We start from the raw sequence: 15428 nt of genomic DNA on the forward strand, positions 1-15428 counted from the left end.
TTTTCCTTAAAAAGAATTTGAAAAAGGAGAGAAGTCATACTTGAGAGAGTATGGCTTCTTTCTTTTTGGGAGAAAAAATGAATTAGCGACATTTGGCAATAGTTTTGTATCGTTTGTCAACATTTTTATCCCGGAAAATGTTGACAAACGATACATTTTTGCGCAAGAAGGCTTTGAGATATGGTATAATGTGCGTATCACGATATAATGAGCGTTAGCGAGAGGAATTTTATTATGTTGAAAATATATCTTGGAGAAATGAAAGGTGCAATCTATCATCCGCCAACCTATTTTGATAATTGTTATGAAGATGAATGGCTGACCACGCCACTGGCAAAAGAAATGATCCGCGATGTGGATCGCTCGGAGGTAATCAGTGCGCATCTGATTGACAGCCCGGTGCTTGGTCCGATTCCACCGAAAGATTTATCCGGAGGAATCAAAACGTTGCTGCTGATGGCATACGATACAGACGGAAAGATCTTTAATGCCTCCGTATGTGGAGATAATTGTGCAAAATGGATTTTAAAATTAGGAGAGCAAAAGGATCTGACGATTAATCTGCGTCATGTGATGCGGTTTGGCAAAGATCCTTTTGAAATCCTGATTTTAAATACAGGGACTATTGTGCGGAATATGTCCGAATTTGTAGATGTTGCCGAGGCTTATGTATAGGTGGATGTATGAAGGGAAAGAAAAGAGTTATTATTCAAAATAACAGAGTTCATTATGAATTTGTGATAAAGCGTAATATTACAATCATCCAGGGGGATAGTGCATCAGGAAAAACAACACTGGTAAATATGATCCGGCAGGCAGAAAATTTAGGGGAGTCCAGCGGAATCAACGTTTCCTGTGAAGTACCGTGCAGAGTGCTGGAAGGTGTTAATTGGAAAATTATTTTGGAAAACAGCCGGGAAAGCATCTTTTTCATAGACGAGGAGAATTATTTTATAAAAACAGAAGAATTTGCTTCTGCCATACGGGGTTCAGAAAACTATTTTGTATTGATTACGAGAGAAAACTTATATAATTTGCCGTATAGTGTAGAAGAGATTTATGGATTGCATGTTTCCGGAAAATACAGAGATACCAGAAAAATATATCAGAAAATGTATCAGATCTATCCCAAAACAGCACGGCTTCCTGTTAGAGTACAAAAAATAATTACGGAAGATTCCAATTCTGGGTATCAATTTTTTGAAAATGTATGTGCAGAAAGGAATATTACATGTGAAAGCGCTGGTGGAAAAACAAAAATACCGGAAATGATCGGCAAGGCAGGAACAGAAGAAACCTGTATTATTGCGGACGGTGCTGCAATTGGAGCAGAAATGAATCTTCTCAGCAATAAAATAGAGGAAAAACAGAACGTACATTTATATTTACCGGAGTCTTTTGAATGGCTGATTTTAAATTCAGATCTTTTACAGGACAAAGAGGTTCGTAAAATTCTGGAAAATCCAGAAGATTATATCGACAGCACAGAGTTTTTTAGCTGGGAACAATATTTTACAAAATTGCTGATTCAGAAAACAGAAGGAACATATTTGCAGTATAAAAAAGCAAAATTAAATCCATCTTATTTGCAGGATAAAAATAAAAACAAAATACTGGAGAGTATACAAGGGATTCAGTGGAAAATAAAATCCTTAAAATAGCAAAAATAATGAAAGAATAGAGAGAAGAACATGAACTATACAATTTATGACTATCTCGGCCTGTTTTTCTTTTACGCCTTCCTTGGATGGCTTCTGGAAACTTCTGTGGCCGCGATCCGGAAAAAACATATGGTAAACAGAGGATTCTTAAATGGTCCGCTCTGCGCCATCTATGGAATCACAGCTGTCTTTATGACACGTTATCTGTATGAACTGCAGTCAAGCCCCGTCTTTTTGTTCCTTGGCTGTATGATTATCGCTACCGCAGCCGAGTGGCTGGCCGGTCACGCGCTGGAACGCATTGGCCATGGCAAATGGTGGGACTATTCCAATAAAAAATGGAACATGGACGGCTATATCTGCCTCCAGTATTCTGTACTCTGGGGAATTTTAGGACTGCTTGCCATGAAAATCGGCAATCGCCTCTGCTTTACAGTTCTTCATTTAATTCCGGCCGGTTTCCTGCATATCACATCCTGGATTCTCTTTGGTATATTGGTAGTAGATGCCGTCGGTTCCTATGCTGTTCTGCACCACATCACGAAAAAAATGCCGCGGATCAGCGCTATGAACGATCAGATCGACGCCTTCACCAGACGCCTTTCTGTCCGTGTTTACCGCTATCTGGAGCGTCGTGTGGAACGTGCCTATCCGGCCGTACAGCCAGTTCCGGAGAAAAAAGAGAAAACAGAAACCGGCGTATTTGCCGAAGGATGCAGCTTTTACAAAATCGTTCTTCTCTTCATCATCGGCGCATTTTTGGGCGATATTACAGAAACCATATTCTGCCGCATCACCGCCGGTGTCTGGATGAGCCGCAGCAGCCTTGTCTGGGGCCCGTTCAGCATCGTCTGGGGCCTGGCCATCGCCCTCGCTACCTGGTTCCTCTACAACTACCGCGACCGCTCCGATGGATTCCTGTTTGCCTTTGGTACCTTCCTCGGCGGAGCCTACGAATACATCTGCAGTGTGTTCACCGAAATCGTATTCGGAAAAGTCTTCTGGGACTACAGCGACATTCCCTTCAACCTCGGAGGCCGTATCAACCTCCTGTACTGTTTCTTCTGGGGAATAGCCGCCGTCGTCTGGCTCAAAAAATTCTATCCTGTCATTTCGCGCTGGATTGAAAAAATCCCGATGAAATTCGGAGAAATCATCACTTGGATCCTGATCGTGTTCATGGTGGCCAACATGCTCGTATCTACCCTTGCTCTCGCCCGATACGACGAACGCGCCCACCAAAAGCCCGCAGCTAATGCCATCGAGCAGACCATAGATGCCCATTTCCCGGACGCCCGAATGGAAAAAATCTACCCCAATGCCAAAGCGATTAACTAGAATGTGTTAAAAAACATTTCCGTAGTCTGCACGCCCCAATTACAGACTACAAAAAGCCCTCTCCCGCCGTCATGCAAAGTCAGGCCCCGTTTCGACAGCTTTGGTCTGCGCGGTCCGTCACCCCAAAAGAAAACCTTTGGCAACCCACCAAAAGTATGATATAATGTCACATAGATATTTTAGGGATACCATATCCTCTAAGAGCGAAGAAAGGACTCAACCACAAATGACAGTAGACAACAGCTTCACAATGAAGAAATTTCAAAGCATGGAAATCATCTATGTCACATTTTCCCAGATCACGAAACTCCCATACGTAGAGTGCGATCCGGAAACCTTTGACGATCAGGTATATATGTTTACCGAAGAAGAAGCAGCTAAAGAATTTGCAAAATCCTATGTAGAGAAGAATACCCCGCTGCTTACCGTAAAAGTACTGCGCAAGCAGATGCCGAACTTCTATATGGGCCTCTACGCAGAAGGTGTCAACATGGTCATCTTCCACGAAGGCGATCAGACCCGCCGCATCGAGCTGGAGCAGATCTTCCCGAAACCGGACATGGAAAAAATGAACAAACAGCATCTTCCAGTCCTCAACCCTGGCGTACAGCTCACTGTAGTCTATTTCCTGCAGGAGCTCCGCAAACCAAACCAGAGAAGAGACGATGCCGAGCGCATGCAGCACCTGCGTGAACTCGAAGAAGAAATGCTTGTCAACCTGATGCGAAGCAAATTCATCCTTGCCATCGACATCTCCCAGGTACAGGGCGAATTCGATCCGGCCAACCCGGGACCGGATGTGCGCATCCCGTACATCAAAAACCAGAACGAAGAAATCTTCCAGCCATTGTTCTCCGATATCGGTGAATTCCAGAAATTCCGTCCGGATCCGCAGGCAAAACTCCGGCTGGCAGCCATCCCGTTCCAGCACCTTCTGCCGTACCTGATGAAACAGGCCAAAGGCTTCGTCATCAACCCGTCCGGCTTCAACCTTCTGTTGACCAGAGAACAGCTCCAGAGAATCATGGGAGCCCAGGCGCAGAGCGTCCGCCCGAATCTCGAGGCGATGATGGCACAGGCTGCCGCAGCTCAGGCGCAGAGAAATGCGCAGAACAATGCTGCAAATGACGAAGTAAAAGATCATGTGGATGAGGCGGAAACTACCGACGCAGAAACAGACCACGAAGAATAAAAACCGACAGGGCCGCAGAAAATCCCAGTAAACGGGCACTGCGGTCCGTTTTTGACTGCATAAAACCGGAAATAACCGAGAAAAACAACAAGAAAGGACACTTTTAACATGAACGCAGAACATTGCAAAGCCTACACCCTGCTGCAGGAACAGCAGATTGATGATATCCACGCACATGGCTACCTCCTTCGCCACAACAAAAGCGGAGCCCGCGTGCTGCTTCTCGAGACGGAGGATGACAACAAAGTATTCAACATTGCCTTCCGTACCCCGCCGGCCGACAGCACCGGCGTAGCCCACATCCTCGAGCACAGCGTCCTCTGCGGCTCCCGCGAATTCCCGTTAAAGGATCCCTTCGTAGAACTCGTCAAAGGATCCCTGAACACCTTCTTAAATGCTATGACCTACCCGGATAAAACCATGTACCCGGTAGCCAGCACCAACGATGCCGACTTCCAGAACCTGATGCATGTCTACATGGACGCCGTATTCTACCCGAACATTTACAAACACGACGAAATCTTCCGGCAGGAAGGCTGGAGCTATCATCTGGAAAGCGAAGACGGCCCGCTGACCTACAACGGTGTTGTATACAACGAGATGAAAGGAGCCTTCTCCTCCGCAGACGATGTCCTGGAGCGTGAAACCTTCAACACCCTGTTCCCGGACACTCCGTACGGCGTAGAATCCGGCGGAGATCCGTCCTGCATCCCGAACCTGACCTACGAAAACTTCCTGAATTTCCATCAGACCTATTACCATCCGTCCAACAGCTATATCTACCTGTACGGAAACATGGATATGGAAGAAAAACTGGCATGGATGGATGAAAAATACCTGTCCCATTTTAATGCAAAAGAAGTAAAATCCGAAATTCCGTATCAGAAACCATTTGCAGAGACCCTCGACATTGTACACGAGTACCCGGTACTCGACGGCGATCCGCTTGAAAACAATGCGTACCTGTCCTACAACATGGTCATCGGCAGCGGTCTGGATGTAAAATTAAACGTGGCATTTTCTGTTCTGGAGTATGCACTCCTTGACGCACCGGGAGCCCCGGTCAAACAGGCACTCCTTGACGCACACATCGGAAAAGATGTTTACGGCTCCTACGAGGACGGCATCCTGCAGCCATTCTTCTCCATCGTAGCCAAGAACGCCGATGAAAATGAGAAAGAAAAATTCCTGTCCATCATCCGCGGCACCCTCGAGGATATCGTGAAAAACGGCATGGATCAGAAAGCCATCGAGGCAGGCATCAACTATTTCGAATTCCGTTTCCGTGAGGCGGACTTCTCCAGCTTCCCGAAGGGCCTGATGTACGGCATCGACGTCTTCGACAGCTGGCTGTACGATGAGAACAAACCGTTCGCCTACCTGCAGCAGCTTGCGATCTACGATGAGCTGAAAAAACTGGCAAAAGAAGGCTATTTCGAAAACCTGATCCAGACGTATCTGCTGGACAACACCCATGCCTCCATCGTGACCCTCATTCCAAAGACCGGTCTTGCCGCAGAAAATGATGCAAAGACCGCAGAAAAACTGCAGAAATACAAAGAGAGCCTGTCAAAAGAAGAGATCGAGAAAATCATTGCTGACACCAAAGAGCTGGCAGCATATCAGGAAGAAGAGGAGAGCGAGGAAGCACTCGAGACGATTCCGCTCCTGAAACGAAGCGATATCAAACGTGAGTCTATCAAACTTTACAATGACGAGCATGAAGCCGATGGAACGACGGTTCTTCATCACAACGTATTCACGAACGGCATCGGTTACTTAAGCTTGCTGTTTGATACGAAAAATGTGCCGAACGATCTGATCCCGTACATGGGCGTATTAAAATCCGTTCTCGGCTATGTGGACACCGAACACTACACCTACGGCGAACTGTTCAACGAGATCAATGCACAGACCGGCGGCATCAACTGCGGACTGCAGGTATTCCGCATTCCGGAAAATGATGACGACTGCCGCAGAATGTTCGGCATCCGCGCGAAATTCCTGTACGACAAACTGGATTTCGTCATGAAAATGATCGAGGAAATCCTGAATACCTCCCGCCTGGATGACGAGAAACGTCTTCACGAGATCATCTCCAGCATGAAATCCGGCCTGCAGAACCGCCTGTCTTCCGCCGGAAATGCAACGGCTGTGATGCGTGCAGCTTCCTATTACTCCCCGATGAGCAATTTCCAGGACCGCATCGCAGGCATCGGCTTCTGCCAGCTCTTAAAAGATCTGGACGAGAACTTCGATGAGAAAAAAGCAGAACTGATTAAAAATCTGCAGATCCTGATGAAATACATCTTCCGCAAAGAGAATCTGACCGTCTCCTATACCGCAGACGAGACAGGCTACGCACCGCTGGAAGAAAAAATCGCAGCATTCAAAGAGAATCTGTACACCGACGAAGTGGAGCCGGGCAGCATTGTGTATGACTTTGAACAGAAAAACGAAGCCTTCCAGACCTCCGGCCAGGTACAGTACGTGGCACTCTGTGGAAACTTCGAGCGCGAAGGCTACGACTACACAGGAGCCCTGCGCATCCTGCGTGTCATGCTGAGCTATGACTATCTGTGGATCAACATCCGTGTCAAAGGCGGCGCTTACGGCTGCGGCGGAGCTTTCGGAAGAGGCGGAAACGCGTGCATTTCTTCCTACCGTGACCCGAACGTCGGAAGAACCCTTGAAGTATACCGCGGTATCGGCGATTACGTGCGCAATTTCGAAGCAGACGAGCGCCAGATGACCAAATACATCATCGGAACGATCAGCGAACTCGACGTCCCGATGAACCCGTCCGCAAAAGGCCAGACCTCCGAGAGCGCATGGTTCAACGGCATCACCGAAGCAGACTTCCAGCAGGAGAGAGATCAGATCCTCGATGCAACCCTGGATGACATTCATGCACTGGCAGACCTTGTAGATGCAGCCTTAAAACAGAACAACATCTGCGTTGTCGGAAGCGAAGCAGCCATTCAGAAAGAGAAAGAACTGTTTAAGAACGTAGAGAACTTATAAATGAGGAGAAGAGACAGCAATGGAAAACAATGCAAATTATAAATCCGGCTTTGTAGCCCTGATCGGCCGTCCGAACGTGGGAAAATCCACGCTGATGAACCACCTGATCGGACAGAAGATTGCGATTACATCCAAGAAACCGCAGACCACCCGCAACCGCATCCAGACCGTTTATACGTGTGACGAGGGACAGATCGTGTTCCTCGACACACCGGGTATCCACAAGGCGAAAAATAAGCTCGGCGAGTACATGGTCGATGTAGCCGAGAAAACGTTAAAAGAAGTCGATGTGATTCTCTGGCTGGTAGAGCCGAGCAACTTCATCGGAGCAGGAGAGCGCCATATCGCAGAGATCCTGGAGAAAGTCAATGCGCCGGTCCTCCTCATTATCAACAAGACCGATACCGTGGAGAAAGACAAAATCCTGGAATTCATCGATACGTACCGCAAGCTGTTCCAGTTTGCCGAGATCATTCCGTGCTCGGCACTCCGCCATCAGAACACCGATGACATCATTCCGAGCATCTTCAAATATCTGCCGTACGGCCCGCAGTTCTACGATGAGGACACCATCACCGATCAGCCGATGCGCCAGATCGTGGCTGAGATCATCCGCGAGAAAGCACTGTACGCCTTAAACGAAGAGATCCCGCACGGCATCGCCGTTGTGATCGACCAGATGAAAGACCGCCCGAACGGAAAAATCGTTGATATTGATGCGACCATCATCTGCGAGCGCGATTCCCACAAGGGCATCATCATCGGAAAACAGGGCGCGATGCTCAAGAAGATCGGAAGCAACGCGCGGTATGAGCTGGAGCAGATGCTGGAGCAGAAAGTCAACCTGAAGCTCTGGGTCAAAGTCAAAAAAGACTGGCGCGACAGCGATTTCCTCGTGAAGAACTTCGGATATGATAAAAAGAAACTCGATTTATAATATTGCATTATAATAAGGAAGAAACATGCGAGAACCAATCAATGTAAGCGGAATGGTATTATCCGCCTCCCCGGTCGGAGAGTATGACAAGCGCGTCGTGATCCTGACCCGGGAGCTCGGCAAAATCACCGCCTTCGCGCGCGGCGCCCGCCGCATGAAAAGCCCGCTGATGGCCGTCTCCAATCCGTTCGTCTTCGGCGAGTTTCAGGTTTACGAGGGCCGTGACAGCTACACCCTCTCCGGCGCAAACATTAAAGAATACTTCCTCGACCTGGCGCAGATGCAGCCCGGCGTTTATTACGGCTTTTATTTTCTGGAACTGGCCGAATATTTCGGCCAGGAAGGAAACGATGAAACCCAGATGCTGAACCTTCTGTACGTGACGATGAACGCCATCCGCAGCGGAAAACAGGACCTCCGCCTGATCCGGTGCATCTTCGAACTGCGGACGATCACAATCAGCGGAGAAGCACCGCAGATGTTCTCCTGCATGGAGTGCGGCACGAAAGAGAATCTGACCGTTTTCTCCCTGCGCGACAGCGCCATCTACTGCCCAAACTGTGGAAAAACCATCAGAGATCCATGGCCGCTGCAGCCGGGCACCGTGCTGGCATGCCGCTATATCATTGCGGCACCGCTCGCGAAGCTGTATGGTTTTACCGTAAATGAAGAGATCCTGGACGAACTGGAACGATTGCTGCGTGCATATCTCCATCGCTATGTCGAAAAGAAGATGAAAACATTACAGATTCTGGATGTGATGAAATAATATAAAATGTAATAATTTGCAAAAATGTGAAATAATTATGTCCAAAAGTGTGTCCACACCTTTACAAATAAGTAGAAATGGGATAGAATATTTGGAATAAAGAAAAAAATGGTTCTGTATTCGTCACAGAAGATATTGCAAATGCATAGTACCAGAAAAAATGAGAAGGTTTTAGTGAAAATGGTAATATAAAAGCTAGAAAAACTATGCGAAACAAGAGAATGTTACGAGTACGGCGAAAAAAATACGACAGGGGAGAAAGGTATGTACAAAAAATCATCCACAGGATGGCTGAAGCATCTGGATTTTATGGTTCTTGATATTATCTGTCTTCAGCTGGCTTTCGTCATGGGTTATTTCTTAAGACATCACAGTTTTAAGCCATATGGAAGCCCAATTTACCGAAATGAGGCTATCGTATTCGCTCTGATCCAGCTGATGATCATGTTTTTTGACGATTCCTTCAAAAACGTCATGAAGCGCGGATACCTCGTGGAAATCGGAATGACTGTAAAAAATATGGTATACATCATCGTTCTTGGTGTATTCTACCTGTTCCTGATTCAGGAGGGAGATCAGTTCTCCAGAGCAACCATTATGCTGACCGGTGCTCTGTACGGAATGCTTTCCTATCTGATGCGCATCGGATGGAAGGCTGTGGTAAAGAAACGCAGCAGCGGGGAACACAGCGGCCGTTCGCTTCTGATCATCACGACCGAAAAACAGTCACAGTCCGTTGTAAAGAGCATGCTGGATTTCGATTACATCGGCGTTCGTCCGACTGGCGTTGTTCTCGTAGACCAGGACAGAACCGGACACAAAATCCACGGCGTACCGGTGGTATCGAACCTTGCAGATGCAGCTGAGTATGTCTGCCGTGAGTGGTTCGACGAAGTGCTGATCGTTCTGCCGGAAGGCAGAGAAATCCCGCAGAAAGTATTCGACGCATTCGCCGAGATGGGCATTACGATCCACGTAAAAATTGCGGACGTGAACGAAATGCAGGGAAAAAATCAGACTGTAGAGCGCATGGGCAACTATACCGTGGTCACCACCTGCATCAATATGGCAAGCGCAGGACAGCTTGTGCTGAAACGAATCATGGACATCTGCGGCGGTCTTGCCGGATGTATTCTGACCGGAATCATCTTCCTGTTCGTTGCCCCTGCGATTTATATCAAGTCTCCGGGCCCGATCTTCTTCTCACAGTACCGTGTCGGAAAGAACGGAAGAAAATTCAAAATTTACAAGTTCCGTAGCATGTACATGGATGCGGAAGAGCGGAAAAAAGAACTGATGAAACAGAACCGCGTCAGCGATGGTCTGATGTTCAAAATGGAGAATGACCCGCGTGTCATCGGAAGCGAAAAAGGACCAGGCAAAGGAATCGGAAACTTTATCCGCAAAACCTCGCTGGATGAATTCCCGCAGTTCTTCAATGTGTTAAAAGGCGACATGAGCCTTGTAGGAACCCGTCCGCCGACAGTGGATGAGTGGGAGAAATATGAGCTCCATCACAGAGCAAGACTGGCAATCAAGCCGGGACTGACTGGTATGTGGCAGGTAAGCGGACGAAGCGAGATTACAGATTTTGAAGAGGTTGTAAAACTGGATACGAAGTACATTTCAGAATGGTCCTTTATGCTGGATATTAAGATTTTGTTTAAAACTGTACTGATTGTATTAGGCCAGAAAGGTTCTATGTAAAAAAAATGAAAAATGGAGATATATTGTAGTTTTGGGAGTAGTGTGGTAAAATAAAGGTAAATTTTAAGAAAAATTTATGAATGGAAGCGCAAAGAAGTCCTGATGACGGCGAAAAGGAAAAAGGCTTCCTTTGACAGGTGGTCCAAATAATGTTAATTATTTGGACCTTTTTATGTGAACTTCCTGAAATATTAACTCTCGTTTCGACATGTTCTTGCTTTAAGCCAGTTGTAGCATACTTTAAAAGGAATTTTATGAGAGTTAATTTTATAGGAAGTTCACATATATACTACCACAAAAGTAATTATCTTTCACTGACAACTATCCTAACACACAGGGGATTGAAAAAGTCATAAAGTTATGGTATAATCGAAAACAAAAGTTCATGAAAAATGAAAGAAGGAAGTATATGAACAACTCAAAACAAGATATATTGAACAACCTGATAAAAGAACCCTTCATCAATCAGCGTATCCTTGCCGCACAGACCGGCCATTCGCTTGGAATCGTCAATCGTTCGATCAAGGAACTGATTTCAGAAGGTTACCTGGATGAAGAGATCCGTCCGACGGAAAAGACACTGCGTGAGGCAAAAGAGAAAGCGCCGAAAAACGCCATTATCCTTGCCGCCGGATTTGGTATGCGGATGGTTCCGATTAATACAGAGACACCGAAAGGACTTCTGGAAATCAAGGGAGAGCGGCTGATAGAGCGCACAATCCGTCAGCTTCATGAAGTCGGCATTACAGAGATTTACGTCGTTGTCGGATTTATGAAAGAGCAGTATGAATATCTGATCGATGAATACGGCGTAGAATTGATCGTCGCTCCGGACTATGTGTCGAAAAACAATCTGCATTCCCTGAAAACGGCGGCAGCCCATTTATCAAACAGCTACATCATTCCCTGTGATATCTGGTGTGAAAAGAATCCATACAGCAGAAACGAATTATATTCCTGGTACATGGTCAGCGATCTGGTGGATGATGACAGTACCGTCCGCGTAAACCGGAAGCAGGAGCTGGTCGTACAGAAAGAACAGGCAGGCGGAAACGCGATGATCGGCATCTGTTATCTGCTGGAAACAGAAGCGGAGATCGTGCGGGAGCGTCTGGAAGAACTGGGAAGAGATTCCCGATACGACGGAGCGTTCTGGGAGGAAACCTTATACCGGAAAGACAGAATGATTGTGACGGCCCGTGTTGTACATGCTGCCGATGCCGTAGAAATCAATACCTATGAGCAGCTGCGTGAGATTGACAGCGATTCCAGCCAGCTGCAGACGGATGCGATTCAGGTAATCTGTGAAGCACTTGGAGCACAGCAGAACGAAGTGACAAACATTACAGTTCTGAAAAAAGGAATGACAAACCGATCCTTTTTATTCTCCTGTAAAGATAAAAAATACATTATGCGAATTCCGGGAGAGGGAACCGATCAGTTGATCAACCGCAGGCAGGAAGCCGCTGTATATCAGACGATCGCCGGCCGCAGGATCTGTGATGAGATTGCCTATATTAACCCGGAGAACGGCTACAAAATCACAGAATATCTCGAAGGTGCGCGGGTCTGCGATGCAGAAAATGAGGAAGATCTTCAGAAATGCATGAAGAAACTGCGGGAGTTTCACGGGCAGAAATTAAGAGTAGACCATTCCTTCGACCTGTTCGGACAGATGGAATACTATGAAAGCCTCTGGGAAGGAACTCCGTCAGCATATAAAGATTACGAAAAGACGAAAGCGCATGTGCTTCAGTTAAAGGATTACATCGAAGCAAATGCCGGAGAGTGGGTGCTCACTCACATTGATGCTGTGCCGGACAATTTTCTGTTTGTGGAAGAAAACGGAAAAGAGGAGATCCGCCTGATCGACTGGGAATACGCCGGAATGCAGGATCCGCATGTGGATATTGCGATGTTCTGTATCTATTCTCTTTACAAAAAAGAGCAGGTGGACCATCTGATTGATCTTTATTTTGAAGGAAACTGTGACGACAGAACACGCATAAAAATCTACTGCTACATCGCAGTCTGCGGTCTGCTCTGGAGCAACTGGTGCGAATATAAACGGAAATTAGGCGTGGAATTCGGAGAATATTCCCTGCGGCAGTACCGTTACGCAAAAGATTATTACAAAATTGTCCAGCAGGAACTGGGAGAGGAAGGAAAAGAAATATGTACAAAGTAGAGCGCGCCATTATTATGGCGGCAGGCCTCGGAAACCGGATGAAGCCGGTAACGTTAAAAACACCAAAACCGCTGGTCCGGGTAAACGGTGTGCGGATGATTGATACCGTCATCAATGGACTGCACAAAAACGGAATCACAGAAATTTACGTGGTAGTCGGTTACCTCAAGGAACAGTTCCAGACACTGGAAGAGGAGTACCCGGGTCTGAAGCTGATCGACAATCCGTGGTACGATACCTGCAACAACATCGCATCGCTGTATGTGGCGCGGGAACATCTGGAAAATGCGTTTATTCTTGACGGTGACCAGATCATCTATCATCCGGAAATTCTGGCACCGGAGTTTGAGCGATCCGGTTACAACAGCGTGTGGACGGATGATGAGACCGACGAGTGGCTGCAGACCGTGGAAAACGGCATTGTGACAGGCTGCAGCAGAACCGGCGGAAAGGGCGGCTGGCAGCTCTACAGCATTTCCCGATGGACAGCAGAAGATGGAAAGCGGTTAAAAGGCCATCTGGAGCAGGAGTTTGAAGTAAAGAAAAACCGTCAGATTTACTGGGACGATGTGGCAATGTTCTGTTACCCGAAAGAGTATCAGCTTGGCATCCGGCCAATGAAGGCAGAGGATATCATAGAAGTAGACAATTTCAGCGAACTTGTTGCACTCGATGCATCGTATGCGGATTACGCAGAAAGGGAAGAAAATGAACAGTAAGAACCAACAGAAGAAAAAAGAAATCGACTGGATGATCACGCTGGTGCCTCTGGCGCTGATCGTTGCTCTATGTATCGTATTTTTCTTTGCACCGGAGCAGTCGAATCAGGTACTTGGCCAGATTCGATTTCTGTTTGGAGACACCTTTGGAACGTATTACCTGGTCATCGGACTTGGCATTTTCTTTCTGTCTCTGTTTCTGGCAGGCTCCAAATACGGAAATATTGTGCTTGGAAAGCCGGATGAGAAGCCAAAATATTCCTTTTTTGCATGGGGATGCATGATGTTTACCTGTGGTCTGGCAGCAGATATTCTGTTTTATTCGTTCTCTGAGTGGATTTTGTACGCAACAGATCCTCACATCGCAGAACTTGGCAGCATTCAGGACTGGGCAGGCGTATTTCCACTGTTTCACTGGAGCTTTATCCCGTGGGGATTCTATCTGGTACTGGCTGTTGCGTTTGGCTTTATGCTTCATGTAAGAAAACGAAACCGTCAGAAATACAGCGAGGCGTGCCGTCCGATTCTGGGAAAACAGACAGATGGAATTGGCGGCCGTCTGATTGACCTTCTGGCTGTCTTTGCACTGCTGGCCGGAACTGCTACCACTTTTAGTGTGGCAACTCCTCTGATGGCGGAAATCATCGGCGAGCTGTTCCATATGGAAGTCAGCAGAACTGTGATTAATATTATCATTCTTCTGATCACCTGCTGTGTTTATACCTATTCTCTTCTGCATGGATTCAAAGGAATCAGCATTCTGGCCAAGGTGTGCATTTATCTGTTTTTCGGACTTCTTGCCTTCGTCCTGCTGTTTGGGGGAGAGACGCGGTATATTATTGAAACTGGATTTTCTTCTCTTGGAAAAATGATTCAGAACTTTATCGGCTTATCGACGTATACGGACCCGATGCGTACGACAAACTTCCCACAGAACTGGACCATTTATTACTGGGCATACTGGATGGTATGGTGTGTGGCAGCACCGTTCTTCATTGGCAGCATTTCCCGCGGAAGAACCGTGCGCCAGACAATTCTCGGCGGATACGGTTTTGGTGTGGGTTCCACGCTTGTCAGCTTTATTATTCTTGGAAATTATTCGATGGGAAAGCAGATTTCAGGTGCAATTGATTTCATTTCGCAGTATAATGAAAATGGGGATTTATATCATCTGATCGTGTCGATGATCAAAACCATGCCGTGTGCACCGCTGATTATGGTTGTTGTATTAGTTACGATGGTTGCATTTTATGCGACATCGTTCGACTCGATCGCATTGACGGCATCGTGCTACAGCTACCGGAAACTGGAAGACGGCGAAGAGCCGGCAAAAGGAATTCAGCTGATGTGGTGTATCCTGCTGATCCTGCTTCCGATTGCACTTCTTTTTGCAGAGAGTTCCATGAACAGTCTGCAGTCTGTCAGTATCGTAGCGGCATTTCCGATCGGCATTGTGATCGTGATGATTGCGGTCAGCTTCTTAAAAGATGCAAAACTGTATTTAGAAGAATTGCAGGGAGGAAAAGCGCATGGAGAGGAGAAAAAAGAGAATCGTTAAACTGACAGCATTTTTGTTTCTGCTTGCGGCATCCATTTTTGTGATGCCGCAAAAGGCGTTTGCGGACGAAAATGAGGATGTTACATTGCCGACGGGCGATATTAAACCCATGGAACCACAGCAGGATGAGTCCGGGATTGATACATACGGGGCCGATGAAGGCGATGAGTTCAGCGGAACGGAGTATGAATTGTATACGGTTCTGGAGAATCGTGTGAAAGAAGCGATGCTGGCTGGAAATGAATGGGTATCCATTAAAGATTTAAAAATAAGAAGGGATACCTATGACATTTGGGAATCGAAACACATAAAGCAGTGAGAATCCCCCATGGTTG

The 15428-nt window shown here is 46.8% G+C and carries 12 protein-coding genes; all 12 read left to right on the forward strand.

Annotated elements, in window-relative coordinates; all coding sequences use genetic code 11:
* The first annotated feature begins 234 nt into the window (after nt 1–234).
* The gene (locus tag DW769_RS13880) at nt 235–675 is read left to right on the forward strand and encodes a DUF4869 domain-containing protein (protein WP_055227895.1); all 441 of its coding nucleotides are present in this window, start codon (nt 235–237) and stop codon (nt 673–675) included.
* 8 nt (nt 676–683) lie between these two features.
* Nucleotides 684–1661, forward strand: coding sequence for a hypothetical protein (locus tag DW769_RS13885; RefSeq protein ID WP_055227896.1), 978 nt, complete (start codon nt 684–686; stop codon nt 1659–1661).
* Nucleotides 1662–1691: 30 nt separating this feature from the next.
* Nucleotides 1692–2999 carry a putative ABC transporter permease gene (locus DW769_RS13890; protein WP_118600914.1) on the forward strand — a complete coding sequence of 436 codons (1308 nt, stop codon included), beginning with the start codon at nt 1692–1694 and terminating at the stop codon, nt 2997–2999.
* 226 nt (nt 3000–3225) lie between these two features.
* On the forward strand, nt 3226–4191 hold the full coding sequence (locus tag DW769_RS13895) for an SseB family protein (RefSeq protein WP_158554973.1): 966 nt from the start codon (nt 3226–3228) through the stop codon (nt 4189–4191).
* A 108-nt stretch (nt 4192–4299) separates the two neighbouring features.
* Nucleotides 4300–7215, forward strand: a complete 2916-nt coding sequence (locus DW769_RS13900; protein WP_118750517.1) for an insulinase family protein — start codon at nt 4300–4302, stop codon at nt 7213–7215.
* A gap of 19 nt (nt 7216–7234) precedes the next feature.
* The gene (gene era, locus DW769_RS13905) at nt 7235–8152 is read left to right on the forward strand and encodes a GTPase Era (RefSeq protein ID WP_117509404.1); all 918 of its coding nucleotides are present in this window, start codon (nt 7235–7237) and stop codon (nt 8150–8152) included.
* Between the two features lie 25 nt (nt 8153–8177).
* Complete coding sequence (gene recO, locus DW769_RS13910) at nt 8178–8921, forward strand: DNA repair protein RecO (protein ID WP_117509403.1); 744 nt, start codon at nt 8178–8180, stop codon at nt 8919–8921.
* Between the two features lie 264 nt (nt 8922–9185).
* Complete coding sequence (locus tag DW769_RS13915) at nt 9186–10628, forward strand: sugar transferase (RefSeq protein ID WP_117509402.1); 1443 nt, start codon at nt 9186–9188, stop codon at nt 10626–10628.
* Between the two features lie 409 nt (nt 10629–11037).
* The gene (locus DW769_RS13920; protein WP_117760618.1) at nt 11038–12816 is read left to right on the forward strand and encodes a phosphotransferase; all 1779 of its coding nucleotides are present in this window, start codon (nt 11038–11040) and stop codon (nt 12814–12816) included.
* Nucleotides 12804–13535, forward strand: a complete 732-nt coding sequence (locus tag DW769_RS13925) for an NTP transferase domain-containing protein (protein WP_117760619.1) — start codon at nt 12804–12806, stop codon at nt 13533–13535. Before DW769_RS13920 ends, DW769_RS13925 begins: the two co-directional genes overlap by 13 nt.
* Nucleotides 13525–15093: a BCCT family transporter gene (locus DW769_RS13930; protein WP_055266487.1), complete on the forward strand. Its 1569-nt coding sequence runs from the start codon at nt 13525–13527 to the stop codon at nt 15091–15093. The genes DW769_RS13925 and DW769_RS13930 overlap by 11 nt, the downstream gene beginning before the upstream one ends.
* Nucleotides 15065–15412, forward strand: a complete 348-nt coding sequence (locus tag DW769_RS13935) for a hypothetical protein (protein ID WP_055227906.1) — start codon at nt 15065–15067, stop codon at nt 15410–15412. The genes DW769_RS13930 and DW769_RS13935 overlap by 29 nt, the downstream gene beginning before the upstream one ends.
* The last annotated feature ends 16 nt before the right edge of the window (nt 15413–15428 follow it).

The sequence above is a fragment of the Blautia sp. AM29-29 genome, from assembly GCF_003480555.1.
GTDB classification, from domain to species: Bacteria; Bacillota; Clostridia; order Lachnospirales; family Lachnospiraceae; genus Fusicatenibacter; species Fusicatenibacter saccharivorans.

Bases quoted from the DNA above. Each gene is read 5' to 3' on its own strand.
- DW769_RS13915 (WP_117509402.1), top strand. From the start codon at position 9,186: ATGTACAAAAAATCATCCACAGGATGGCTGAAGCATCTGGATTTTATG.
- DW769_RS13900 (WP_118750517.1), top strand. From the start codon at position 4,300: ATGAACGCAGAACATTGCAAAGCCTACACCCTGCTGCAGGAACAGCAG.
- DW769_RS13920 (WP_117760618.1), top strand. From the start codon at position 11,038: ATGAACAACTCAAAACAAGATATATTGAACAACCTGATAAAAGAACCC.
- DW769_RS13885 (WP_055227896.1), top strand. From the start codon at position 684: ATGAAGGGAAAGAAAAGAGTTATTATTCAAAATAACAGAGTTCATTAT.
- recO (WP_117509403.1), top strand. From the start codon at position 8,178: ATGCGAGAACCAATCAATGTAAGCGGAATGGTATTATCCGCCTCCCCG.
- DW769_RS13890 (WP_118600914.1), top strand. From the start codon at position 1,692: ATGAACTATACAATTTATGACTATCTCGGCCTGTTTTTCTTTTACGCC.
- DW769_RS13930 (WP_055266487.1), top strand. From the start codon at position 13,525: ATGAACAGTAAGAACCAACAGAAGAAAAAAGAAATCGACTGGATGATC.
- DW769_RS13895 (WP_158554973.1), top strand. From the start codon at position 3,226: ATGACAGTAGACAACAGCTTCACAATGAAGAAATTTCAAAGCATGGAA.
- era (WP_117509404.1), top strand. From the start codon at position 7,235: ATGGAAAACAATGCAAATTATAAATCCGGCTTTGTAGCCCTGATCGGC.
- DW769_RS13880 (WP_055227895.1), top strand. From the start codon at position 235: ATGTTGAAAATATATCTTGGAGAAATGAAAGGTGCAATCTATCATCCG.
- DW769_RS13935 (WP_055227906.1), top strand. From the start codon at position 15,065: ATGGAGAGGAGAAAAAAGAGAATCGTTAAACTGACAGCATTTTTGTTT.
- DW769_RS13925 (WP_117760619.1), top strand. From the start codon at position 12,804: ATGTACAAAGTAGAGCGCGCCATTATTATGGCGGCAGGCCTCGGAAAC.